Annotated in this window: 23 protein-coding genes; 17 read left to right on the forward strand and 6 right to left on the reverse strand. The window is 62.7% G+C overall.

All coding sequences use genetic code 11. From position 1 onward, the window contains the following. Positions 1 to 116: 116 nt before the first annotated feature. Positions 117 to 383: a hypothetical protein gene (locus tag KHP60_RS19315; protein ID WP_213565942.1), complete on the reverse strand. Its 267-nt coding sequence runs from the start codon at positions 381 to 383 to the stop codon at positions 117 to 119. A 606-nt stretch (positions 384 to 989) separates the two neighbouring features. On the opposite strand from KHP60_RS19315, the gene KHP60_RS19320 reads away from it, so the two are divergent. The 3 genes from KHP60_RS19320 to KHP60_RS19330 all read left to right on the forward strand — a co-directional run bounded on the left by KHP60_RS19320 (position 990) and on the right by KHP60_RS19330 (position 3,265). Beyond that, positions 990 to 1,679, forward strand: coding sequence for a hypothetical protein (locus KHP60_RS19320; RefSeq protein WP_213565943.1), 690 nt, complete (start codon positions 990 to 992; stop codon positions 1,677 to 1,679). Positions 1,680 to 1,692: 13 nt separating this feature from the next. Continuing rightward, positions 1,693 to 1,827, forward strand: coding sequence for a hypothetical protein (locus tag KHP60_RS25555; protein ID WP_283770728.1), 135 nt, complete (start codon positions 1,693 to 1,695; stop codon positions 1,825 to 1,827). A 907-nt stretch (positions 1,828 to 2,734) separates the two neighbouring features. Then, on the forward strand, positions 2,735 to 3,265 hold the full coding sequence (locus KHP60_RS19330; protein WP_213565944.1) for a CarD family transcriptional regulator: 531 nt from the start codon (positions 2,735 to 2,737) through the stop codon (positions 3,263 to 3,265). Positions 3,266 to 3,378: 113 nt separating this feature from the next. On the opposite strand, the gene KHP60_RS19335 is transcribed toward KHP60_RS19330, so the two are convergent. Then, positions 3,379 to 3,681: a hypothetical protein gene (locus tag KHP60_RS19335; protein ID WP_213565945.1), complete on the reverse strand. Its 303-nt coding sequence runs from the start codon at positions 3,679 to 3,681 to the stop codon at positions 3,379 to 3,381. A gap of 67 nt (positions 3,682 to 3,748) precedes the next feature. Then, positions 3,749 to 4,240 carry a cytochrome c gene (locus KHP60_RS19340; RefSeq protein WP_213565946.1) on the reverse strand — a complete coding sequence of 164 codons (492 nt, stop codon included), beginning with the start codon at positions 4,238 to 4,240 and terminating at the stop codon, positions 3,749 to 3,751. A 249-nt stretch (positions 4,241 to 4,489) separates the two neighbouring features. Between KHP60_RS19340 and KHP60_RS19345 the strand changes: the two genes are divergently transcribed. Next, positions 4,490 to 4,795: a hypothetical protein gene (locus KHP60_RS19345; protein ID WP_213565947.1), complete on the forward strand. Its 306-nt coding sequence runs from the start codon at positions 4,490 to 4,492 to the stop codon at positions 4,793 to 4,795. Positions 4,796 to 5,140: 345 nt separating this feature from the next. Here the strand turns inward: KHP60_RS19345 and KHP60_RS19350 are convergent, their stop codons facing one another. After that, entirely contained in the window at positions 5,141 to 5,779 is a 639-nt protein-coding gene (locus tag KHP60_RS19350) for a hypothetical protein (protein ID WP_213565948.1), read from the reverse strand. A gap of 228 nt (positions 5,780 to 6,007) precedes the next feature. Between KHP60_RS19350 and KHP60_RS19355 the strand changes: the two genes are divergently transcribed. From KHP60_RS19355 to KHP60_RS19380, 6 genes are all read left to right on the forward strand, one after another. Further along, positions 6,008 to 6,895 (forward strand): lytic transglycosylase domain-containing protein, encoded by an 888-nt coding sequence (locus KHP60_RS19355; RefSeq protein WP_249688937.1) that lies wholly within the window; start codon positions 6,008 to 6,010, stop codon positions 6,893 to 6,895. A 391-nt stretch (positions 6,896 to 7,286) separates the two neighbouring features. Continuing rightward, positions 7,287 to 7,541: a hypothetical protein gene (locus KHP60_RS19360; protein ID WP_213565949.1), complete on the forward strand. Its 255-nt coding sequence runs from the start codon at positions 7,287 to 7,289 to the stop codon at positions 7,539 to 7,541. Positions 7,542 to 8,115: 574 nt separating this feature from the next. Then, on the forward strand, positions 8,116 to 8,397 hold the full coding sequence (locus tag KHP60_RS19365; protein WP_249688938.1) for a hypothetical protein: 282 nt from the start codon (positions 8,116 to 8,118) through the stop codon (positions 8,395 to 8,397). A gap of 245 nt (positions 8,398 to 8,642) precedes the next feature. Then, positions 8,643 to 9,191, forward strand: coding sequence for a DNA-3-methyladenine glycosylase (locus KHP60_RS19370; RefSeq protein ID WP_213565978.1), 549 nt, complete (start codon positions 8,643 to 8,645; stop codon positions 9,189 to 9,191). Between the two features lie 189 nt (positions 9,192 to 9,380). Beyond that, on the forward strand, positions 9,381 to 11,285 hold the full coding sequence (locus KHP60_RS19375) for a PAS domain-containing protein (RefSeq protein WP_213565950.1): 1,905 nt from the start codon (positions 9,381 to 9,383) through the stop codon (positions 11,283 to 11,285). Beyond that, positions 11,170 to 11,430, forward strand: a complete 261-nt coding sequence (locus KHP60_RS19380) for an ATP-binding protein (protein ID WP_409366300.1) — start codon at positions 11,170 to 11,172, stop codon at positions 11,428 to 11,430. Before KHP60_RS19375 ends, KHP60_RS19380 begins: the two co-directional genes overlap by 116 nt. A gap of 324 nt (positions 11,431 to 11,754) precedes the next feature. Here the strand turns inward: KHP60_RS19380 and KHP60_RS19385 are convergent, their stop codons facing one another. Then, a complete protein-coding gene (locus KHP60_RS19385) occupies positions 11,755 to 13,482 on the reverse strand; it encodes a recombinase family protein (RefSeq protein ID WP_249688939.1) in 1,728 nt (575 codons plus the stop codon). Positions 13,483 to 13,783: 301 nt separating this feature from the next. After that, positions 13,784 to 14,758 (reverse strand): IS110 family transposase, encoded by a 975-nt coding sequence (locus KHP60_RS19390; RefSeq protein ID WP_213565952.1) that lies wholly within the window; start codon positions 14,756 to 14,758, stop codon positions 13,784 to 13,786. Positions 14,759 to 15,258: 500 nt separating this feature from the next. Between KHP60_RS19390 and KHP60_RS19395 the strand changes: the two genes are divergently transcribed. The 7 genes from KHP60_RS19395 to KHP60_RS19425 all read left to right on the forward strand — a co-directional run bounded on the left by KHP60_RS19395 (position 15,259) and on the right by KHP60_RS19425 (position 22,806). Further along, positions 15,259 to 16,575 carry a class I tRNA ligase family protein gene (locus KHP60_RS19395; RefSeq protein WP_213565953.1) on the forward strand — a complete coding sequence of 439 codons (1,317 nt, stop codon included), beginning with the start codon at positions 15,259 to 15,261 and terminating at the stop codon, positions 16,573 to 16,575. 469 nt (positions 16,576 to 17,044) lie between these two features. Then, the gene (locus tag KHP60_RS19400; RefSeq protein ID WP_213565954.1) at positions 17,045 to 17,722 is read left to right on the forward strand and encodes an HAD family phosphatase; all 678 of its coding nucleotides are present in this window, start codon (positions 17,045 to 17,047) and stop codon (positions 17,720 to 17,722) included. 7 nt (positions 17,723 to 17,729) lie between these two features. Beyond that, entirely contained in the window at positions 17,730 to 18,677 is a 948-nt protein-coding gene (locus KHP60_RS19405) for a sugar-binding transcriptional regulator (RefSeq protein WP_213565955.1), read from the forward strand. A 155-nt stretch (positions 18,678 to 18,832) separates the two neighbouring features. Next, complete coding sequence (locus tag KHP60_RS19410) at positions 18,833 to 20,146, forward strand: extracellular solute-binding protein (RefSeq protein WP_213565956.1); 1,314 nt, start codon at positions 18,833 to 18,835, stop codon at positions 20,144 to 20,146. After that, positions 20,130 to 21,137, forward strand: a complete 1,008-nt coding sequence (locus tag KHP60_RS19415) for an ABC transporter permease subunit (protein ID WP_213565957.1) — start codon at positions 20,130 to 20,132, stop codon at positions 21,135 to 21,137. The genes KHP60_RS19410 and KHP60_RS19415 overlap by 17 nt, the downstream gene beginning before the upstream one ends. A 7-nt stretch (positions 21,138 to 21,144) precedes the next feature. After that, positions 21,145 to 22,035 (forward strand): sn-glycerol-3-phosphate ABC transporter permease UgpE, encoded by an 891-nt coding sequence (gene ugpE / locus KHP60_RS19420; protein ID WP_213565958.1) that lies wholly within the window; start codon positions 21,145 to 21,147, stop codon positions 22,033 to 22,035. Between the two features lie 30 nt (positions 22,036 to 22,065). Next, positions 22,066 to 22,806, forward strand: coding sequence for a glycerophosphodiester phosphodiesterase family protein (locus KHP60_RS19425; protein ID WP_213565959.1), 741 nt, complete (start codon positions 22,066 to 22,068; stop codon positions 22,804 to 22,806). Positions 22,807 to 22,875: the final 69 nt, after the last annotated feature.

The raw sequence follows: 22,875 nt of genomic DNA on the forward strand, positions 1-22,875 counted from the left end.
GCAAAATTCTGGTATTGAAGCTGCCCCGCGGATCTTCCGCACGGTTCACAGCCACAGCCAGAGGAGGCGTTTCATGTCTATGCGACTTTGCACGTACCAACGCGCCGCTCTCCTCATCACGACTTTAGCTGCTGGTGGCTCCAATGAAACCAACCGTATTTCCTCTGCCCTTTGTAGGGTTCGCCTTCCGCTTTGAACTTGTTCGCGTTCCGCGCAGGCGTGCGAACGATCGCCAGCGGCCTGTGGTAACAAGCGAACTCGATCAACCCCTGCGTCGCGAGCTTGAACAAGCGCTGCGTCATGAACTCACCGCGTATATGCTTCGCGATGTGGGCGTTGACCGCAGCCGAACTGACTGACGTTTCGGCTGCAGTGCTGTCCAATGATCTCGTTCGGAACTGATGGCGTGCGTCACCACACATCGGCGCGCCGACGACTCATCTACATGGATCGTGCGATGCCGGAACACATCGCACGCGCCCTGGTGGCAGGTCTGGTGCTCAGCCTCCCGCCGGGGCGCTTCGTACTTGTGCACAGCGTCTGGTTGAACGTCCGGCGTTCCTGGGGCATTATGGTGACGTGGTGTTGCAACCGGCATCACAAAAGCGCCCTGACAGTGAGCTCCGCCCGGCTAACTCTGTCAGGGCGTTGTCATTTGTGAGCGCCGTGCTTTCATTGCTGGTGAGCCTGTACTCGGGGTATGTTCTGCTCAGACGATCAACGCGTCGCATTTTCCGCTCAGGCTGTCGCAGGTCGAGCATCTCTCACCCCCAAGTCACGCATGAGAGGTGGAGTTCGGCAAGCCTACGCTGATCCCTGGTTCCTTGAAATCGAGATGAGCTGGCCCCAGCGGAAGATCGGAGAAGGAGAAGTCTGGGCTTAAGGTCATCGTCTGAGCGGAAACCATATTGCGGGTTCAGGGTTGCCTCACTTTTTCTCTGCCATATACGAATAAAAGCTTTCTCGATCCCTTACATTTCTTGGGCTTCATGACTGTTCGCCGCCGCTTTCTCCTCACCCCGTCGTTTGCCCGCCTGATCCAGCGCGAGAGGGGTGGGCTGCGCCACGTCGAGGGCTTCTTTCCCGAGCAGCGGGATCGCTCCTCCTGGGTCCACCGCGAAGAGGAGAGGGGTCTGCTGATCCTTAAGACGATCGGCCCTGGTGGCGAGGTCGAGGACCAGACCGAGATCCCGGCGGGCCATGCCCAGGCGCTGCTCGAGGTCTGCGCCGGCGAGGTCGACTACACTCGGACAGTTCTGCCCATCGGCGAGGGTCATGCTCTGGTCGACGAGATCATCCGCCCCCGTGCCCTGCACCTCGTCACCGTGGAATTCGCCTCTGAAGTGGAGGCGAGGGGCTTTCGTCCGCTGGAGTGGTTCGGGCCTGAAGTGACGGCGGATCCTCGCTACACCAACCAAGCCATCGCCCTGAGAGGCCTCGACGAGGCTCCAGAGATCCCGCTGTCTGATGCGGCCCTCAACAGCCTGATCGATACTCTCGAAGGCCACTTCCCCGCCCAGGCGCGCATGGCCATCACCCAGCCCAAGGCCCAGCAGGTGCCTCTGACCAGGGCCAAGGCGCAGGCCAGCGGTGAACCCGTCAAGGTCAACTTCGACGAGATCGAGGCGGCCATGATGCGCGAGATGGAGAAGACGCCCCGGAAGGACAAACCGGAGTAAGAGCGCTCCCAGAATGCCGAACGCCCGCTCGCCCATCCGGCACCACCTGGTGCTCTATCGGCGTGACCCAGAGCAGGGCAGGGCACGGTTCTTCGGCCTGATGATCGAGCGTGACCTGTTCGGCACGATCCGGCTGGTGCGCAACTGAGGCTTCGTTGGCTCCAAAGGCCAGGAGAAGGTTGATATCTTCTCTGATGAGACGAAAGCTGCGCAGACGCTGGAAGGCTGGGCAGAAACCCAGCGATGGAAGGGCTATACAGACCTCTGACTGATCGGGGAAGGATCGCTGCGCTGTTCGAGGCAGCGTGTCAGCTCCTGTCAACGTGTTCCTCCTGAGGGGAGAGCCAAGCGGAACGGCAACCGAGAATGCGATCTCAATAAGGAGCGCTCGAATCTTGAATCTGTGAGCGCTGCCCTTGGATCGTCAGCACTCCTCCGGCCACAAAGTCCAGCCTGACACGTTCCGCACGCTCAAGCGCGACCGACAGTATCCCGAATTGGAAGCCTGGTTGCTTCCAAGTCATGAGACGCCCTGCAGACTTCGGAATGTTTTCGTTCGATGGTTTCGGCGCGATTGGCCGCTGGTCGATCTGTCGCTTGCACATGGAAGCCCCCTTTCCCTGTCACCCACTTAGCGCACCAACATTGTGCGAAAGTCGCTTTGCCAAAGGGGATGATGGCAGGCCGTGAGGAACTCCGCCGGCGAGTTCGGCAAAGGCCGGGCTCAAACCACCTTGTTCTGGGCTGCAGGCCTTGCCGGTGACGTAAAGACAACGTTAACCAAGGCATTCTATCATCTGTAGTTGCGCTTAGGCATCAGCATCGAGCAGCCGGTGATAAGACTACGCCACAGTGAACCCGGCGTAGCGAGCGTTTTGCATCGTTGAATGAGCCCTCTTGCATGGCGAAGGTGGGCATCCGATATGCGGAAACCGCACAAAAGATATCGAGTTCTGACCACCGACGCTCCACAAGCGAGCGTAGTGAATGCGATGTCTGCGACACCGATCGTCTCAGATGAAGCATGGTCTGTGGCTCAAGGAGACCTTTTCTGAATGACAACGAAGAACAATGCTCTGAGCTTCCAGGCTGGTGAAACGGTCGTGTATCCCAGCCATGGCCTTGGGGTGATCACAGGGATCGAGGAGCAAGAGGTGGCCGAGTTCAAACTTGACCGCCTTGTGCTTTCACTCGACTCGGGAAAGGTCACGGTCCGCATTCCCATTGCCAAAGCGAAGAGCAGCGGCTTGAGAAAGCTGTCTGAGCCGACCGTCGCCAACCAGGCACTCGAGATCCTAAGCCGAAAGGCTCGATCCAAGCGTGGTATGTGGAACCGCCGGGCGGCGGACTATCAGGAGCGCATGGGGAGCGGGCAGTTGACGGCCGTCGCAGAGATTCTGCGGGATCTGAACCGCGGGCCGCAGCAGGACGAGGCGTCCTACAGCGAACGCCAGATTTTCAAAGGCGCCCTGGATTTCATGACGAATGAAATCGCAGCAGTAAGACACATAACGGAGGCTGAGGCTCGTAAGCTTATCGAGCAGGGCTTGGCCGATGCTGCCCGTTCCAGCGAAGCGGCGGCATAGCTGGATTGGCACACAGTCTCCATTTGCGGTTCTCAGAGGAGAATAGGCTATCAGACCCAGAGCCGGGCAGCAGGTGAGAAGTATCAGGAGGGCAGCGCGAGCATCCATGCTGACTATCCAAGCCGCGCCACGAACTTCACACCCCCAGCCTGATTTTTTGCTGATACGTCCTTGCCTTGCGGCGAAAAGTCGGCTGCGAGCGCCTGCTGCAGGATCCTGTCACGGATCACCCGCTTCATGTTTCCCGCCTGACGCGCCATGGCATAGAGCCGATCCTGCAAGGCCATCACATCCGCCATGACCGGGAACGGCGGTTCGGGCGGGAGCGGCAGCGCGAGGCTGTTCTCAAGGTCTTGCAGCAGTGCCGCAATCGCCGAGTTGTCGTCGCGCAGCCGCTGCAGTTCAGCCTCGAGCATGTCTGATGTCTCCTGAGCCTATCCAGAGCTGCCGGCTTCTGGATTCTGGGTGCTCTGCTGCGAGTGGCTACTGGGGCATGACCACCGTCAGGTAAGGGGCTGTGGGCTTCTCGTTTATCCCAACCGGACCGGGCACCTGGTTCCTGACCGGCTTCAGGCTCTTGAGATAGCCGGCCAGAGCTTTGGCGTCGGCATCCGTGAGCTTGCCGTAGGAGTGGTACGGCATGATCGGCACGAGCTGCCGACCGTCCGGTCTGACGCCGGTCCGCACTGCCTTGATGATGTCGGCCTCGCCCCACTTACCGAGCCCCGTCTCGGGATCAGGGGTGAGGTTGGGCGGGTAGAAGATGCCAAGGCCGGGGATCTGGAAGCCGACCTCCGATCCGGCCAGAGGACGCTGCATGTCAGGCTTGCCGAGGAAAGTGCCGGGGGTATGACAGCCGGTGCAATCCATGATGGTCACCAGGTACTCCCCGCGTTGGGCTTGGCTCTGCGCGAAGGCTGACGGGACTGACAGGAGGCTGCAGGCTGCCAAAGCGGTCCAGATAATTGGTCTCATGGAGCTTCTCTGACTGAGGTTGAACCCAGCCAAAGTGCCAGATGCCACATGGGAGTGAAGTGCGCAGAAGGCGTAGACGGACCGCCTGTGGCTGAACCTTGCCACGCACAACCGGCCCCAAAGCACTCAGAGCCCGGTTTTGGATTACGCCCTTTCCGTCCGAGAGCTGGAAGAGGACACGCTTGGATGTGAACTGTCCTCCTGGACGAAATAGGTATTGATCAGCGCTTTAACTCTTCTGCCGAGCGCATGATCCTCTTCAAGGCTCCCTGTCTCGAGGATTTCGAGCCTGACTTCAAAACCCGGGTCGCAAATGAAAAGCCCCGGTTCCTGCTCGTTGCCGTCTCCCGGGCTGTCCAGGAACCAGCCCTCGTCCGGATTCGGGTCTTCTACATCGAGACCCGCATTCAGGCTCGCAACAAGGTACCGGGCGAGACGATCGTTGATCCGCGTGCCGTTATCATCGCCAAAGAGGAGCCGGGGCTCGCCTTGCGGATCCCGGACGACGTGCCGCCGGCTGTTACCAGGGCGGGCGAGGAACAGAGTCCAGTGTGACGACGGGTTCACGGCCTTCTCCTCTCGTCATCGGATGGCTGGGGAACTCCGGGATCATCTCCCAGCTGTGCCGGGACAGTGATGGCGCATGACTGCGCTCCTGCGCCCCCGGACCTGCTTAGGTCTCCAGTCACAGAGTCAAGAACGAGTTCTCGGCCTATGCGAGCAACGGCTGGTGACAATTCTCCTGCTTGTCCCCGTTCTCCACGGGATTCACAGGCCTTGGCATCTCTTCCGGGCTCCGATGATCCGAAAGAGCAGGCTTGCCCCACGGCGACCTCTGCTCTTTTCCAGAACGCGCGGGCTCCAGCAGCCTCTGGTCGATCCCAGACAGGTTAGCCAGCGCTAGTCCGGGCTGATCTCCGTCGTCTGGGGCGGCGTGATCTCAATGCCGATCGGACGTTCTCTATCGGAGATGATCCGCATGCGGTGTCCCAGAGGTAAGGTCACCTCTCGGGTTGTCACGGTCTGCGGAGTAGGCGCGCTGTAGAGAACGAACGCCTCTCGCTTGGCTTCCAGCTCCTGCTGCCAGAAGACATAGAACTCGCGGCCGACGAGGACCTTCTTGCTGGCCAACAACGGCCTCATCCGGGAGCTGAGCGGCGCATCGTCGACCCGGAAACCCATCGCTTTGAGCTGGATGAGCAGAAAGGCGGCATTGCGCATGGCAACAGCGCCGTGTGACCGCGTTGGCATCGATCGGGTGGAGTTGGCCCAGACCTGCACCTCCTCAAAGTCGAAGACCTGTGCCAACGAATCGATGGAGAAGCCGGAAAGCCGCGGATCCATGGCGGCAACCAGCTCCTGTAAGGAGGTCGAATAGATCCACCCCCGTGTCAGGCTTTCCTCAATCAGGTCCGTGAAGGTTTCGGTGAGGGTGAACTCCTGACGTGACAGTGGTTTTTGAGCTTGCTCGATCAGCCGCTTGAAAGGGTCCAGCTCTCTGTTCAGGGTTATAGGTATATCTTCATTTATCTTAAGCATATTTCCCAGCCGCTTTGATGATACGTCTTGCCCCACACAGCCTTCATTTGGCTGTCTTGTTAAGCTTCGGGCAGACATCCAGTATTGTTACTGCTGAATCGTGAAAGCTGTCTGAACCGCTGCTGATCGGCAGCCTCCGTTATGTTTCGGAAACAGCCGCCGATAAACGATCCATCAACACATTTGCGAAAGGCTGAGTAGAGCGCCGCCCTCAAGGGATCATGGCCTATGTTCAGCGTACGTCTTGTTGCCTGCGCGACAATGTTCCTCGTGCTGTTTCCAAGTTCAGGGTCAGCCGAGCCTGACTTCAACGCACTCGAAATCGATGTGGATTGGCAGCTTGCATCGCTTCCCCAGCCGCCTGATCTTGAGCCGCTCACAACATCCGCCATTCTGGACATTGCCTCTCCTTCCCGTGCTCTCAAAGAACGATCCACGTACCTGCCAGTCATTGCCGATGAGGCTGCAGCCAACGGGGTGCCGCCAGCCCTTGTCGATGCGGTAGTGCGGATCGAGAGCCGGTACGATCCAACCGCGGTTGGCAGCATCGGCGAGATCGGGCTTATGCAGGTGAGACCCAAGACCGCCGCGCTGCTGGGGTTCCAAGGAACGTCTGCCGAATTGGCGGAGCCGAGGACCAATCTTCGCTATGGCGTGGGATATCTGGCCAAAGCCTGGCGGCTGGCCGACGGTGACCTGTGTCGCGCGCTGATGAAGTACCGCGCCGGACACGGCTCGGACAAGATGAGCGCCCTCAGCATCGAGTACTGCAGAAGGGCTCGCCAGCATCTTGCTGCTGTCGGAACTGAGATTGGAGCCCTACCTGGGGCGCTTGCACAGCCGAGGATCCGCACGAGCGGCAAAGACATTCGGCGCGGGCACCCGATAAAGCGTACGATCAGCGCACCCAAAGCTTCTCGTCCCCAGGTCAGAGAGTGGGTCCGCCTCAGTCGGATCCACGAGGCCGCAAGCGCCAACAGAGCTTGGAGCAAGAAACATCGATTTAGCGAACTGGCGCGCCAGAAAGCTCGCCTCGCTCGGCTTGAACACCGGACATCATCTCGAACAATCCATTGGAAACTGGCAGTGCCGAAGCGTTGGGTTGCTTCGCGTTAGTCCTATCAGGGCAGAGCTGCGGAGACCTTGCGAGCAATTGCGCGCATGGATTTGGCCTGCAAGGCGTGCCCGGCCTCAACATGTCGTTGCGCTCGCCAGCCTCTGAGGACGCATCTTCCGGCGTCTGTGCCCTTTTCGGTACAGCCACAATCGTGTTCATCGGGCATTGTGATCCGGTCCATGATGGAGCGGCTGGGGGTCGGCCCTCCCTGGAACTCAAGCGCCTCTGCCATGCGCGGGGCGCTTCTCTTTGCCAGGAGCGGGTCAACAGTCGGCACACTCCTCGTCCAGAGGCCGCCTTCACTCGCATGGCACACGATGGATTGCGTCAGGTCCAGCTGCCTCGAAGCAGCGGTCGTGTGAATCCTTTTAGGGGTTAAGAGGATTGAGCATGCCTTACACACTCTCTCGGCTGGCTCCCGGCAGTTATGACGTCCTGCTCGATGGGGTGATCATCGCCAGTCTGGTGCGGAGCGGCACAACGAGCAATGCCACCTGGACAGCGGAGCTCCTGGTGGATGTGCATCCCAGGCGAAGGCCCGCGCCCTTCACCGAGACAGAACACACGTTCGGCAGCGTGGAGGACGCCCAGAACTGGCTTGGTGGAGCTGTGATCCAGGACACCAGTGGTGACAGCAGGACGTAAGGAGCCTTAGGACATGCCAAATCAGACCCATTCGGCCAGACACGAGCAAGGGGGCAGGGGTGAAGCCCTTGAGGCATACCTCCTTGAACACACTCCCGGCTTACGGGAACACGACGCGGCCCAGCACAGAGCCTTCCTCCAGATTGAGGAGGATGCGTATAGGCGCCATTCCGATCCGACGCCAGACGATATCGCTGCGGCGGAAGCCGCGGAGGCTGCCCTCCCGTCCAGGAAGAGGACGGAGGCTCAACTGCGTCGCAGCTTCGTGCCCCTGGCGATTCACCTTCCCAGCGAGGTCAAGCGCAGTCGCAAACGCTTCGTGCAGCGGCATCAGCGGGCATGGAACCGAGCCAACCCGACAGCGCTGACATGGGAGCTCGAGCGAACGCTCACGGCAGACTTCATGAAGGCTGATGGGCGCTGAGTGCCAACCAGGACGGCAATGAGGCGTCGCGGATCCGACGGATCCAAGTACTCCGCAAGGGTGATATCGGGACCCATCGGCTTGGTGTAAGGCGGGCCACAGACGCGGCGCACCAAAACTGACAAGAGCGCCAGCTTCCAGGGAATCCCCATGATGTCCGTTCCGCTGCTGGCGTCTGCCAGATCGTCTGCCCGTGATTGCACCTACAACCTGTTCCGCAACAGGCAGCGGCCCGAACTTCTCTGTGCCGTGCCGGAGGACCGTCCGGTTCCCGGGTTTGTTGATCCGGACGAGTGGAGGTTTGAGCGGGCGCTGCGGCCGTCGGATACGAGCCCTCCAGGCTTTGAGGAAAGGGCTGCCCAGGTCGGCGTGCGGTTTAACGGGTTCTACCTGTTCCAGATCACCGACTCGCGTGAGGAGATGGCGGCTTAGCCCAAGCACCTCCATCTGCGAGAGGAAAAGAGCTTGGGCGGCGAGGGAAGGCGGGCATGTGCAGATTGTTCGCCCAGAGAGCAGCATGGACCTGCGCAACCATCTCACAAGGGAGTTCTGACAGAGTCAACGGTACACTCTCCAATCCTGGCTGGCGGAACGTCTGCCCTGAGGTGGTCCACGGGTTGAGCCGCCGCTTCAAGACCGACCGATGGTAGTTTGCATCAGAAAGGCTTTGCATGGCCATGCCGCTATCCTCGGCGTTCTTCGCCCGGAATGCCGTCACTGTTGCGCAAGATCTTGTCGGAGCCACTTTGCTCGTCGACGGCATCGGCGGCGTGATTGTTGAAACGGAGGCCTACACCGGGGACGATCCAGCCTCCCACAGCTTTGGCGGCCCAACCCCCCGCAACGCGGCCATGTTCGGTCCTGCCGGGCAGGCCTACGTGTACCGATCCTACGGGATCCACTGGTGCCTGAACTTCGTATGCCGGCCAGGAAGCGCTGTCCTGATCAGAGCATTGGAGCCAACCGTCGGGATCGCGATCATGATGGCACGGAGGGGCCTCGACGATCCACGTCGTCTCTGCTCAGGGCCTGGCCGTCTGTGCCAAGCTCTGGGTGTGACAAGCACTCATAACGCGCTGCCGTTGGACCAAACACCCTTCCAGGTCTTCGATCGAGAGGGCCCGGTCGAGATTACGTCAGGGCTGCGCATCGGGATCACCCGGGCCGCTGACAGGCCCTGGCGCTTTGCGCTTGCGGGATCGCGCTTCCTCAGCAGGAAGATCTGAGAGCAATCTGAGAACAGATCGATGCTCACCATCCGCGCCTCGGGTCACCCTGCCGCGGGTCATCGGCAAAGTCGGGCGAACCCTCATAGGGCTCATCGCGACGCATGCGCTGCGGTTCGTCCGGCCAGCGCCGCTCACGTCTTCTCTGGCTCCGAAACGCCATTCAGAAGGGCAAGGCTGCCTTGCAGCATGGAACGAGTTGTATCGACAGCCGTTTCGGCGATGTCGCGGGCAGGCTTCGAGGCCGGCTGGAACTGGGTCCGTGACAGGCGCATCAGCGTTTCCAGCCGCACGTTCTCGCCGATCGCCAACACCCACGTGATCGCCGTGGCGGTCCGCGTTGATGATGCCGACGGGCGGATGAAGGGATTCCTCACGGTCAACCTGCCCGAAACCCGGCTTGCGGCGATCCTGCTGGAGAACCTCCTGCCGGATGGCTGGACGACGACCGTGTTCGACCGCAATCACGCTCCCGCGGCCAGCAGCGATCACCCACCCACCATTGCCCGTGTCATGCCTGCGGAGCTTCGCGAACGCTCTGGGGGTCTTGGTGGTACGGCCAGCGGCACGGGCTACGATGCCGCCTCGAAATCCTTCTTTGCCTATCATCGGTCCGCCCAAACGGACTTCGTGACCGGTGCGTTCGTCCCGGCTGCCCTCGTGGATGCCCCGCTCGCGGAGGCGTGGCACCGGATCGGCATGATCGGACTTGTGCTCCTTCTCGCGGGAGGGATCGCCGGCCTGCTTGTCGCGCGCCAGGTCGGACCCGTCGAGGCATCCGCGGCCCTGACGGCCCGGAAGCTGCACCTGTCCGAGGCCCGCCATGCCAGCCTGTGGAACGACACCCCCGAGAGCCTGTTCGTCGTCACCGTGGCCGCCGAAGGACGTTTCGTCTTCGAGGGGCTCAATCCCGCCCACGAGCGGGCGACGGGGCTGCGCCTCGGCATGATCGCGGGCAGGGAACCGCACGAATGCCTGCCACCCCAGGCAGCGAAGGCGGTGACGGGCCGGTACCGGGAATGCGTCGCGCGCGGCGAGCCGATGATCTACGACGAAACGCTCGCCTTTCCCGGCGGGATCCAGCACTGGCAGACGTGCCTGGCCCAGGTGCGCGATCCCGAGACGGGCCGCATCATCACCCTGGTCGGGACGGCCCGCGACGTGACGGCCGACCGCGAGGCCCGGGCGGAAGCCGAACGCAGCCGGGGCCTGCTCCAGGCCACCCTCGACGCCCTGTCGGCCCACGTGGCCATCCTTGCCGGGGACGGCACCATCATCGCGGTCAACCAGGCCTGGCGCTCGTTCGGCGACTCCAGCGGCCTTGCGGATCCGCATCACGGCGTCGGAACCAATTACCTTGAGGTGTGCCGGGCCGCCGGCGGAAGCGAGCCCCGCGCGGCCGCGGTGGCCCGGGGGCTCGCGGCGCTGCTGGACGGGGAGAGGCCGGCGTTCAGGTCGAGCTACCGCTGCGGTGAGCGCCACTTCCAGATGACGGCGGACTGCTTCCACCATGAGGGCGGCACCTATGCGGTCGTTGCCCATGAGGACGTGTCCGGATTGATGGCGGCCCGTCAGGATGTGCGGGACATCGCCCGGCGCCTGCTGTCGCTCCAGGAGGAGGAACGCCAGCGGATTGCGGCGGACCTGCACGACTCGACGGCCCAGCACCTGGCGGCCGTCGGCCTTGCCCTGATGGGGGTCAGCGCGGTGGGGGTGACCCGGAGCGCGTGGAGGAGGCGCTCGACCCGGTCTGGACCTCCCTCGACGAGGCCCAGCGGGAGATCCGCACGGTGTCGTTCCTGCTCTACCCGCCCGGCCTGCGGATGGACGGCCTCGCAGCCTTGCTGCGGCAGCTCGTCGGCGGCTTTGCCGACCGGACCGGGACGAGGGCGTGGCGAACGTCGCGGACGACGTGGACGGCGTCCCCTTCGAAGTGCAGCGGTCGATCCTGCGCGTGGCCCAGGAGGCCCTGATCAACGTGCATCGCCATGCGGCGGCGACGCGGGTCACGGTGGATCTCGGTCTCGACGGGGGCGAACTCCGTCTCGTGATCGTGGACAACGGCAAGGGCTACGTCGCGTCCGCGGCCAATAGGGATGCATCCCTGTCGCTCGGCGTCGGGATACCCGGCATGGAGGCCCGGATCCGGCAGTTCAACGGAACTCTCGAGATTGCGGGCGAGCCGGGGGCGACGACGATTCGCGCCACCGTACCGCTGGAGGTGGACACCTTCCAGTGACAGGTTTCCGGAGGCGTCTCACCCCCGAGTGGGAGGAATGGAGCGTACGAAACCTGCGCACCGGGAAAGTCTCGTTTTGACCCTGGTTGTTCTCTAATTCCGGGTTTGGGGTCAAGCTCTCTGTGGGCATCCTTGCCGGGTCCAGGGTTCTCTCCGCGGTAAGGACAGGCCTTCCGCATGATGGCGTCAGATGACGCTGGCGGATCAATGTGTGAAGCGCGCTCTGCCCTGATGGGCCTCGCAAAGCCTGGGGCGATCTCACCAACGCCAACGTCCCGGCAGGGACCTTGCTTCCCGCGGGTTGGCGGGATTCCAGTTAAACTTTCATGTTGCCTGTTGGACGGCCTCCTGTGATGACCAGTGGAAGTCCGTGCCATCCATCCACATCCGGTGCAGATCACGACGTGTTGGACAATGGTGCAAAGTTTGGCCTGTCTCAGGTGGACCTGAGACGCCGGGATCCACCCGGAAGATTACCCGAACAACATCATCGGCCACCTCGATGCGTTTGACGAGGGTACAGATAATGTCGCGCTTGGTCGCCCAATCTGCACCCGCGAGCCGCTCGCGCACCATTGCGGCAAACAGGTCCAGCTTACCAATGATAAGGTGCAGCGAGCGGATTTGCTCATCGGCCTCCTGGTGAGCCTTGGCTTCAGCTTCCAGCCGGGCTGTCCGGTGCCGCAACGCGGCCAGGCGCGGCTCGAATTCAGGCTTCTCAATCAAGCCCTCCGTGTAGCTGTCGATCAGCCGCTCGAGCGCGCGGTGGGCCTTGGCCAGTTGACGATCGAGGGCATCGAGTTCGAGCCGATGCGGCGTGGCCTGCATGGCGTCCAGGCGCCGCTGATACTCTGCGATCACCTGTGCCGGATCGTCGAGCAGCCGGCAGACTTCGGTCCACACCGCCTCGTCGAGCAACTCCGTGGCGACCAGCCGGGCATCGCACCGGAACGCACCGTGGAAGCGGCTCCGGTCCGTGCCGCAACAGCGATAGTAGCGCCACTGCCCGCGATGGTGATGGCCGGTGAACCCATAGCCGCACTTCTGGCAGACGAGCAGGCCCCGCAGCAGATACTGGACGCCCGCAAGCCGCTCGCGATTGCGCTTGCGGCGGGCCTCCAGCTGCTCGGCGACACTCGCGAAGAGGTCTTCGCCGACAATCGCTGGCACCGCGATGCCGATGTGCCGCTCAGCCGGGGCGAGCACTTGCCGCCAGGACCGTCGCGGCAGGCCATCATGGCCGCGCGGCGGATGCAGCGGCGGCCGCCACGGCACACTCTGGCGGCGACCATAAAGCGCCTGTCCCGCATAGGCAGGGTTGAGCAGCATGCTATGGATCATCGCCCGGCTCCAGTGTCGCCGCCCAGTCGGACTCGGAAGTCCGCTGTCGTGCAGGCGCCGGCAAACCCCGGCTAGCGTCGAGCGCTCGTGCCCGACCCAGATAAAGATCTGGCGCACGATCCGGGCGGCCTCCTCATCGATCTCGTAGCGTGCGTCTCCCCCGCCAGCCTCACGCGTGATGTAGCGGTAGCCGAAGGGCGCACGGGACAGGACGCTGACGGCACCGGTTTGGGCGCGGTGGCGCTTGCCGCGCCGGCTGCGCTCCAGCACCTTGGCTCTCTCATACTCGGCGAACATGCCCTGCAGCTGCAGCAGCAGGCTGTCCTCGGGCGTGGTCCCAATCGGGTGATTAAGGAATATCACCTGCGTGCCGGCTTGGGTGAACTCCTCGATCAACAGAACCTGATGGGCATAGCTGCGGGCGAGGCGATCCGGGGCATGGATGTAGACGAGATCAATCGCCGACAGCGCCACGAGATCGCGCAACCGCTCCAGAGCGGGACGGATCAGGCTGGCACCGCTGTGGCCGTTGTCGATGAACTGCAGGTCATCCCGGATGCGATGGCCGTCCTGGGCCACTCGGGCGGTCAACTCGGCCAGTTGGCTGTCGATGGTGTGATGCTCAGCCTGCTGGTCGGAGGAGACCCGGGCGTAGAGAGCGACCTGCAGGGGTTGTGGGGCCGAAACGGTTCTCAGGTGCGGAGTTCTCATCGCATGCTCCCTCGGAAATGGCGGCCTGTGCTCGTGATGGCAGCGAACAGCTGCGTAGGGGCACGAGGCGTTCATAGGCGCGTCCCAAGACGTCCCGACTGCCCCGTCTGACCTCGAAGCCGACCTCAAGGCGCAGAGGGCAGCGCCGCTTGCAAAGCTTGGCCATGGCGGTCCTCGTCCGTCATCGGTCTGGTTCATCCAGTGCCGGCTGAAGGATTTAACGCAGGACCTGTCGTGTGACGCCGGAGAGCCTCGCGAGCGACCGTATAGACAAAGCTGATCGCAAACTTTGCACCATTGTCTAACACGCCACGGCAAGCTTGCGCGCCACCGCAACCTTGGCTTTGCGCAGCCCGCTGCGCTTGGCCAGCCTGAGGCCCCACGCCTTCAGCGCCGACCACTTGGCCACTCGGGTGAGCAGCACGTTGGCGGCCTCGTAGAGGTAGCTGCGCAGCATCGCGTCGCCGCATTTTGAGATCCGGCCGGTCCAATCGGTCTCGCCGAAGGCGTAGCCTCGTGCCGTTAGGCCCGCATAGGCTCCGACGCTCCTCGACCGCTTGAAGCGGGTGGGATCATCGATCGTTGTCAAGAAACACAGCGCCGTAATGGCACCGACTCCCGGGACTGTCATGAACCGCCGCACCTGAGGACTCCTGCGGGCCAGTCGCAGCACCTTGCGATCAAGGTCCATGATCTCCTGCTCGACAGCCTCACGCGCCTTGAGGAGTGGCAGGGCTGCGGCGGCGAGGTCCGGTTGGTTTTCAAGCAGTTCGGCCGCACGCCTGGCAAACACGTTCATCTTGGCCCGGCCGATCACCAGCCGGAGGTTCTTCAGAAGTCCGCGGATCTGGTTCTCCAGATCGCGCTTGAGCTTGACCAGCAGAGCACGGCTGGCGAGCAGGGCCTTCATGGCGTGACTGCCGCGGTCTTTGACGTGCACCTGCTTGTACCATCCACATTGCATGATGCGGGCGATGCCAGCCGCATCGTTGCGGTCGTTCTTGTTGATCTGCATCTTCAACGCCGCCTTGGCATGCCGAGCATCGATGCAGATGACCGGCAATCCCAGCGCGTTCAGCTCGCTCCAGAGCCACGTCGCTGTTGCTCCGGTCTCAAGCCCCACCCGGGCCACATGCAGCGCATGGGATTGAACGAAGCCCGCGATCGCCTCCGGGTCGGAGGGGACCATGCCTTGGCGCACGATCTTTCCGGTGTGATCGACGATGCAGATCGCCGTCACCTTCAGCGAGACGTCCAGTCCGACATAGTGCTGCATGGCTACCCTCCTCACGGTCAGGGCCCTGGCGTGGGCCTCGTCGATCCTTGGAGAGCTGATTCCCAGAGCCAGTTATGGCGCGGCCCCGGAATTACCCCATGTGTAAAAACGCGAACCGGGCGCATCCCGGGGAACAATCTTTACAAGTTCAAGCCCATTTTCCGAGGAATCGACGGCGTAGGCGGGCTCGCAAGACCTAAAGTTGCTCAAACGTGCGACACGTGAGCGTTTTTACACAGCCAAGACCCGATGCAGACATTCCATGGCCGAGCGCTGACCCTCGATCTGGCATGGTCGGGTCGATAGCTCCGAATTGGCACGTTCCGTCCCCGCGCATTGACCGGCGCTAGGGTCATTGTTACATTGAGGCCATGATCACGCTCGCTCAGATGCTGCGACTTCGCCTCCCGGTCGTCACGACGGCCGGGACTTTCGTCGTTTTCGCGAAGTAACCAGGGCGACGCTCCTCTCACGTTCGCCCGAACGCAGAGAGTTGAGCCATGAAAGCCGACTTCTACTGTGCCGTGATGTTTCCGTACCCGTCAGCAGCGGGACTGCATCTGGGGCACTACTACAACTATGCCGTCATCGATTCCTACTGCCGTTGGCTGCGACACCGAGGTATGACAGTTTTCCAGCCCTTCGGCTACGACGCCTTCGGCCTGCCGGCTGAAAATTACGCCCGCAAGGTCAGGCGTGACCCGGCCGACGTGACCTACGAGAACATCCGGCAGTTCAGGGTCCAGATGGCCCGCATGAACACCTGCTACGAGGAGCGCCTAGTCACATGCGATCCCTCTTACATGAAGTGGACGCAGTGGATCTTCACCCGCCTGCATGAGCGTGGACTGGCCTACAAGGCTTGGGGTGAGGTGAACTGGTGCCCGTCCTGCGAGACAGTGCTGGCCAACGAGCAAGTAATCAATGGCCATTGTGAAAGGTGCGGCAGCGCAATCGAGCGCCAGGACATGAGCCAATGGTACTTCCGGATCACGGACTACCGGGATCGCTTGATCGCGGGTCTGGACAGGATCAACATGCCCGAGTCCACGAAGCGGATGCAGCGGACTTGGCTGGCGGACCAGAGGGACTGGTGCATCTCGCGGCAGCGGGCGTGGGGCTGCCCGATCCCGGTTGAAGGCGAGACGGATACGCTGGATACGTTCGTGGACTCGTCGTTCTACTACCTGCGGTACCTGACCGACAGCGAGACCGAGTTCCTGCCTGAGGGGTGCTACCAACCCGTCGACCTGTACGTCGGCGGGGCCGAGCACGCGTGCATGCACCTGATCTACACCCGGTTCATCCATATGGTGCTGTTCGATATGGGCATCGTCCCGCAGGAGGAGCCTTTCAGGAAGGTGATCCACCAGGGCGTCATCCGGAAGGACGGCGCCAAGATGTCCAAGTCCAAGGGGAACGCGGTCAGTCCGGACGATTACGATCCCGACGAGTTGCGGCTATACCTGATGTTCATCGGCCCCTACGTCGAGGGCGGGGAGTGGTCGGACGAGCACATGGTCGGCCAGAGAAGGTTCCTGTCGCGGATAAAGCGGTGGCTGTCCGAAAATGGTTCCGACCGGATCAACCTGTCAGCCTTTGAAGATCAGGTGGACCGGGACGTTCGAGCCTTCAAGTTCAACAAGGTCGTGAGTGGGTTTATGGAGTTCTACAATCGTCACAAGCACCTGAGGCCGGACGAAGAAACAGCCCGACGGGTCGAAGAAGTGCTGAGTGTCTTTGCTCCAGGATTTCGGGCCGGGCATCCAGGAGATGAAGGCAGCGGATTCATATCTTGTCGGACCAATGGTGCCTGATCTTAGTCCAGTATACGGATGGGATGGCACATAGCTGGGTCAGACGCAGCATCTGCGCAGTAAGCAATGATTGCGAGCGAAGCCAGGAGGGTCGCGGTCTCCGCCTGGGACCTCATCCTGCGCTTTGGCAAAGCTCTCGCAGGGCAGATACGACAGGATAGTATCATGCCCTAAGTTCGGCTTCTGGCACGCCTGCGACCTAAGCTCGAAGGCAGCAATCCTCATCGAAACGGACGTTCCGAAAACGCACGGAACCGCGGTTCCTGACCCGCAGCCGACGCCCTACCTCTCGAGCGGACGGACGCTTCACGATGATCCGCCCATGCGAGGCGGGTTCTCGCGCTTCGACCACGCGACGGATCGCGCTAGGATGACCCAGGCAGCGCCGGAGGGCCCGCCTTTTTGGATTTGACAGGAAATCGGGTAGATGCTCTTCATGCGAGCATCTGCTCAAGATTGTTGCTGTCCCATGCCCGTCCAAAGATCGCCCTTCGACCTCGTCATCTTCGATTGCGACGGCGTGCTCGTCGACAGCGAAGTCATCAGCTGCCGAACCCTGGTCGATATTCTCTCGCCTCTCGATCCGAGCTATGACCTGCAGACGATCATGCGCCGCTATCTCGGGCGCCCATCCAGCGCGGTCGTCAAGGATTACGAGAGAATGACAGGCCGCCCGGCCTCGACCGACTTCACGGAGGACTGGCGGGCCCGCCTGTTTGCTGCATTCGCTCGCGAGCTCCAGCGGGTCGAAGGTGTTCGCAGCGTGGTCGAAGCCCTCGCAAGCGACTACTGCGTGGCGTCGTCCAGCGACGAGGAGCGCATCGAGATCTGCCTCCGGAAAGTCGAGCTGTGGGATCTGTTCGAGGGGCGGATCTTCAGCACGACGCGCGTGCGATGCGGCAAGCCGGCGCCCGACCTGTTCTTGCTGGCCGCCAGGGAGCGCGGCGTGGCGCCGGAGCGCTGCCTCGTGATCGAGGATAGCGTCAGCGGCGTCACTGCTGCGAAGGCAGCTCGAATGACGGCCTACGGCTTGGCCGCCGGCAGCCATTTCGCAGTCCTGGATCAGAGACAGGCACTTCTTGACGCCGGAGCCGACAAGGTGCTCGAATCCTGGCGGGAGCTGGCACCGATGCCCGCAGACGGCTGATTCTCCGATGGCCGATAACGACAGCGCCCGTCTCGAAGACGCCGCCCGGGCCGGCTGGCTCTACTACATCGCCGGCCGCACACAGGACGACATCGCGCAGATCCTGAACATCTCGCGCCCGGCGGCGCAGCGCCTCGTCTCGCTCTGCCGCAGCGAGGGGCTGATCAGCTTCCGCATGAACCACCCGATCAGCACCTGCATGGAGCTCGCAGCGCGGCTGCGCGATCGCTTCGAGCTGCTGCATTGTGACATTGCCCCTTCCGACGGCTCGGCGGAGACGGGTGCAGCCGGCCTTGCCGCACTCGGCGGCGTGCTGATCGAGCGTTGGTTGCGCTCTCGCAAATCGCTGGTCATGGCATTGGGCACCGGCCGTTCGATGCGGGCCAGCATCGAGCGCGTTCCGCCGATGTCCTGCCCGCTGCACCGGCTCGTCTCGCTGGTCGGGACCATCTCGCCCGATGGCTCGGCCAGCCCCTTCGATACGCTGGTCAAGCTGGCCGAAATCACCCGGGCGCAGTATTTTCCGATGCCGCTGCCGCTCTATGTGTCGAGCCCCGAAGAGCGCGCTCAGCTCATCGAGATCGAGTCGATCAGGCGCATCCGCACCATCGCCGGCGAGGCCGACCTCTGGGTGATGGGCATTAGCCAGATCGGCGAGGATGCCATACTCTATCGCGATGGCTTCATGATGCGCGGCGAGCTGCTCGACATGGTCCGTCACGGCGCCGTCGGCGAGGTGACCGGCTGGGTCTTCGATGCCGAAGGCCGATTCCTCGACCGCGGCACCAACCTGCGGGTGACCAGCGTGCCACCGGAGCCTGGCAGCGCGCGGCTGCGCATCTGCATCGGCCAAGGCCCGGCCAAGGTCGCGCCACTGCGCGCCGCGCTGCGTGGGAGGATCGTCAACGGCCTCGTCACCGACGAGGATACGGCCCGCGCCCTCCTCGCGGACTGACCCCGCTTACCAACCTTGCTCCATCACCCTCTGCGCACAAGCCGGCGCGCGGCTGTCATCCATCGGTCATCAACGGTTGACATAACAAGCCAGTGTGCGAGCATATGCTTCAACAAAGAGCATATGCTCGCATAAATTCATGAGGGAGGCTTTACATGCGACCTTTCTACGGTGCGTTGGCGTGTGCGGGCGCAATGCTGCTGACGGGGCTATCCCCCGTGCAGGCGGCGACGGAAATCGAGTTCTGGCACGCGATGAGCGGCGCGCTCGGCGAGCGCGTCGAGGAACTCGTCAAGAAGTTCAACGACTCCCAGAAGGAATACGTCGTCAAAGCGATCGGCAAGGGCACCTATGACGAGGTGTTGAACGGCACGATCGCGGCCTATCGCGCCAAGCGCCAGCCCGAGATCGTGCAGTCGAACGAGCGCTCCTTCCTGACGATGGTCAATTCCGGCGCCATCGTCTCGACCACCGAGCTGATGGCGGAGCAGGGCCACCCGATCGACGCCTCGAAGTTCATCGCCCCGGTCGTCAGCTACTACGCGATCGACGGCAAGCTCCAGGCGATGCCGTTCAACTCCTCGACACCAATTCTGTTCTACAACCGCGACCACTTCAAGGCCGCCGGCTTCGACAAGCCCGGCACGACCTGGCAGGAGCTCGAGCCGCAGCTCGACGCGATCAAGGCCAAGGGCGTCTCGAAATGCGCGATGGTGCTGCCCGGCGACTACGAGTGGAGCTTCCTCGAAAACTACAGCGCGGTGAACGACATCCCGTATGCGACCAAGCGCAACGGCATGGATGGCCTCGACACAAGCTTCGTCTTCAACAAGGGCAAGCTCGTCGGCCAGGTCGAGCGCATGAAGCGGCTGGTATCTTCCGGTGTGATGCAGCTCGCCGGCCAGGGCATCATTCCGATCCAGCTCTTCACCTCCGGCGAATGCTCGACGATCATCGCCTCCACCGCCTCGCACGCCGCGGTCGTCGCCGCCGCGAAGTTCGACTGGAGCGCGGCCGAGCTGCCCTATGAGCAGGGTGTCACCCCGAAGAACAGCGTCATCGGCGGCGCCGCGCTCTGGACCCTGAAGGGGCATACGCCGGAGAAGTACAAGGCGGTCGCCGCCTTCTACGATTTCCTCGCGAAGACCGATACGCAGGTCTGGTGGCATCAGGCGACGGGCTATGTGCCGGTCACGACCGCGGCCTATGAAGCGGCCAAGGCGCAAGGCTACTACCAGAAGAACCCGACGCGCGAGATCGCCGTGGTGCAGTTGATGCGCGGCACGCCCAGCGACAACTCGCTCGGCTTCCGCATCGGCAACAGTAACCAGATCAACGTCGCGATCATGGAAGAGGTCTCGGGCGCCTTCCTCGGCAAGAAGCCGGTGCAGCAGGCGCTTGACGATGCTGTGGCTCGCGGCAACGAGGCGCTGCGCCGCTACGAGCAGCTCAATGCCGGCAAGAAATAGCACGGCTGCCCTTCCCGTGGCGGCTGGCGGTGGCGGTTTGCGCCTCCGCTGGCCGCTCAGGCGCCTCTTCGTCAAGGGCACCGGCGATGCACAGTCCGAAAGCGGGCTGAAGCGTGCGCATTTCCGGGAATGGCGCCTGCCGTTCTGGCTGCTGGCGCCGCAGCTCTTCATCCTGCTGCTGTTCTTCTTCATCCCCTCGATCAGGGCTCTGATCCAGGCCTTCCAGCTCACCGACCCGTTCGGTGCAACCATCCAGTGGGTTGGCTTCCAGAATTTCGAGCGGCTGTTCCGCAGCAGCGTCTATTGGTCTTCGGCGCAGGTGACGCTGATCTTCACCATCGCGCAGAACGTGCTGACGCTGTCGCTCGCGCTGCTGCTCGCCTTCGCCTCGAACCACATCCTGCGCGGGCGCGGCGCCTACCGGACCGTGCTGCTGCTGCCCTACGCCATCGCCCCGGCGATCGCCGGCATCATGCTTGCCTTCCTGTTCAATCCCCGCGTCGGCCCCGTCGCCCACATATTGCAGGGGCTCGGCTTCGACTGGGACCCCAACCGCAATTCCTGGCATGCGCTCGTCCTGATCGTCATGGCGGCCTCATGGAAGCACATCTGCTACAACTACATCTTCCTGGTGGCGGCACTGATGTCCGTGCCTCAATCGATTCTCGAATCCGCCTATCTCGACGGCGCGGGGCCGATCCAGCGCTTCCTGCGCATCTCGCTGCCGATGATCACGCCGACGCTGTTTTTTCTGATCGTGATCAACTTCGTCTACGGGCTGTTCGAGACCTTCGCCATCGTCGACGCCACAACCCGGGGCGGCCCGGCCGGCGCGACCTCCATCCTGGTTTACAAAGTCTATCTGGACGGCTTCGTCACGCTCGACCTCGGCTCCTCCGCCGCGCAATCCGTCGTGCTGATGGTGCTCGCGCTGCTTCTGACCTTCGCGCAGTTCCGCTTCGTGGAGCGCCGCGTGAATTACAGCGTTTAGGCCGGCGATGAACGAACATACGCCGATCCTCGACGCCGTCTGCCATCTTATCCTGCTGGTGGGCGCGGTGCTCGTCTGCCTGCCGATCTATTTCGTCTTCGTCACCGGCTCGCTATCGCAGCCGGAGATCATGCGCGTGCCGATGTCCTGGCTGCCCGGCAACCAGTTCCTCGCCAATATGCAGACCGTGCTGAGCAGCGCGAATTTCGGCCGGCTGCTGCTCAATTCCTTCATCATCGCCACAGGCATCACCGTCGGCAAGCTGGCCGTTTCGGTGATTGCGGCCTTCGCCGTCACCTATTTCCGCTTCCCTTTCCGGATGACGGTCTTCTGGCTGATCTTCATGTCGCTGATGCTGCCGATTGAAGTGCGCATCGTGCCGACATACGAGTCGGCGGCGAACGTCGCCTTGCCGCTCAACATCCTCGGCTCCTGGCTCGGCATCCAGGTGCTGGTCGCTCTCGACTGGAATCTGGTCAACACCTATTCAGGCTTGATCCTGCCGCTGATCGCCTCCGCTACGGCGACCTTCCTCTTCCGCCAGTTCTTCCTCACCATTCCGGACGAGCTCTGCGAGGCGGCGCGCATCGACGGCGCCAGCCCGTGGCAGTTCTTCCGGCTGATCCTGCTACCCCTGTCGCGCTCGAACATCGTGGCGCTGGCGATCATCCTCTTCCTGACGGGCTGGAACCAGTATCTCTGGCCACTGCTGCTCACCACCGATCCTGCGATGGCCAATGCGGTGATCGGCCTGAAGAAGCTGATGCCACAGAGCGACTCGCTCCCGACCTGGCATCTCTTGATGAATGCGGCCTTCCTGACGATGCTGCCGCCGACCCTCGTCATCCTCATCCTCCAGCGCTGGTTCGTGAAGGGGCTGGTGGACAGCGGCAAGTAAACGACCAACAGGTAAACAAGGCTCATCGACATGAGGATCATCGGTCATCGCGGCGCGCGCAACATCTGGGCAGAGAACAGCCTGGGCGGCTTCCGCAACGTCTGCGGCCTCGGCGTCGATGCCGTCGAGCTCGACGTGCACCTGTCGAGCGACGGCGAGATCATGGTCATCCATGACCCGCTGCTCGACCGCACCACCGACCACAAGGGCCCGGTCGGCCGGATGTCGCGCGAGGCGCTCGGCAAGGTCAGGCTCGACGACACGCTGGGTGAGACGATCCCGACGCTGCCAGAGGTTCTCGACGTTTTCGGTCCGACCGGGATCGAGCTCGAGATCGAGCTGAAGATGGATGCCTTCGGCAATCCTTATCCGGGCCTGCTCGACAAGGTCATCGCGCTCGTAGAAGCCCGCAACATGGCGTCTCGCGTGGTCCTGACCTGCTTCGTCCCGGAGGTCATCGAGGAAATCCGGGCCAAGGCGCCGGGCATGCGCCGGCTCGCCTCGGTCGACCGCCGCTCCTGCGAAGCCTTCGGCGGCGTCGACTGGACCTTGCGGCGCTTCGTCGATCTCGGCTGTATCGTCGCCGTCGAGCAATCGCTGCTGCGGCTGACGGTCGACCGCGCCATCGAGATCGTTGGGCGCGACAAGCTCGGCGCCTGGGTCCCGAATACGGTGCGCGAGCTCGACTACTGGCTCAGCCAACCGATCTCGCAGATCACCAGCGATCGTCCCGATCTTGCCTTGCAGCTGCGCACCGCGCGGCACGGTTGAGCCACGGCTCTACGCCTATCCTGCGCGACGCACGGGCCGCTCGGGTCATTCCTGTTCGGCCCTTGGCGC

It is taken from the genome of Microvirga sp. 3-52 (assembly GCF_018383585.1).
GTDB lineage: Bacteria > Pseudomonadota > Alphaproteobacteria > Rhizobiales > Beijerinckiaceae > Microvirga.

Bases quoted from the DNA above. Each gene is read 5' to 3' on its own strand.
- KHP60_RS19320 (WP_213565943.1), top strand. From the start codon at position 990: ATGACTGTTCGCCGCCGCTTTCTCCTCACCCCGTCGTTTGCCCGCCTG.
- KHP60_RS25555 (WP_283770728.1), top strand. From the start codon at position 1,693: ATGCCGAACGCCCGCTCGCCCATCCGGCACCACCTGGTGCTCTATCGG.
- KHP60_RS19330 (WP_213565944.1), top strand. From the start codon at position 2,735: ATGACAACGAAGAACAATGCTCTGAGCTTCCAGGCTGGTGAAACGGTC.
- KHP60_RS19335 (WP_213565945.1), bottom strand. From the start codon at position 3,681: ATGCTCGAGGCTGAACTGCAGCGGCTGCGCGACGACAACTCGGCGATT.
- KHP60_RS19340 (WP_213565946.1), bottom strand. From the start codon at position 4,240: ATGAGACCAATTATCTGGACCGCTTTGGCAGCCTGCAGCCTCCTGTCA.
- KHP60_RS19345 (WP_213565947.1), top strand. From the start codon at position 4,490: ATGATCCTCTTCAAGGCTCCCTGTCTCGAGGATTTCGAGCCTGACTTC.
- KHP60_RS19350 (WP_213565948.1), bottom strand. From the start codon at position 5,779: ATGCTTAAGATAAATGAAGATATACCTATAACCCTGAACAGAGAGCTG.
- KHP60_RS19355 (WP_249688937.1), top strand. From the start codon at position 6,008: ATGTTCAGCGTACGTCTTGTTGCCTGCGCGACAATGTTCCTCGTGCTG.
- KHP60_RS19360 (WP_213565949.1), top strand. From the start codon at position 7,287: ATGCCTTACACACTCTCTCGGCTGGCTCCCGGCAGTTATGACGTCCTG.
- KHP60_RS19365 (WP_249688938.1), top strand. From the start codon at position 8,116: ATGATGTCCGTTCCGCTGCTGGCGTCTGCCAGATCGTCTGCCCGTGAT.
- KHP60_RS19370 (WP_213565978.1), top strand. From the start codon at position 8,643: ATGCCGCTATCCTCGGCGTTCTTCGCCCGGAATGCCGTCACTGTTGCG.
- KHP60_RS19375 (WP_213565950.1), top strand. From the start codon at position 9,381: ATGGAACGAGTTGTATCGACAGCCGTTTCGGCGATGTCGCGGGCAGGC.
- KHP60_RS19385 (WP_249688939.1), bottom strand. From the start codon at position 13,482: ATGAGAACTCCGCACCTGAGAACCGTTTCGGCCCCACAACCCCTGCAG.
- KHP60_RS19390 (WP_213565952.1), bottom strand. From the start codon at position 14,758: ATGCAGCACTATGTCGGACTGGACGTCTCGCTGAAGGTGACGGCGATC.
- KHP60_RS19395 (WP_213565953.1), top strand. From the start codon at position 15,259: ATGAAAGCCGACTTCTACTGTGCCGTGATGTTTCCGTACCCGTCAGCA.
- KHP60_RS19400 (WP_213565954.1), top strand. From the start codon at position 17,045: ATGCCCGTCCAAAGATCGCCCTTCGACCTCGTCATCTTCGATTGCGAC.
- KHP60_RS19405 (WP_213565955.1), top strand. From the start codon at position 17,730: ATGGCCGATAACGACAGCGCCCGTCTCGAAGACGCCGCCCGGGCCGGC.
- KHP60_RS19410 (WP_213565956.1), top strand. From the start codon at position 18,833: ATGCGACCTTTCTACGGTGCGTTGGCGTGTGCGGGCGCAATGCTGCTG.
- KHP60_RS19415 (WP_213565957.1), top strand. From the start codon at position 20,130: ATGCCGGCAAGAAATAGCACGGCTGCCCTTCCCGTGGCGGCTGGCGGT.
- ugpE (WP_213565958.1), top strand. From the start codon at position 21,145: ATGAACGAACATACGCCGATCCTCGACGCCGTCTGCCATCTTATCCTG.
- KHP60_RS19425 (WP_213565959.1), top strand. From the start codon at position 22,066: ATGAGGATCATCGGTCATCGCGGCGCGCGCAACATCTGGGCAGAGAAC.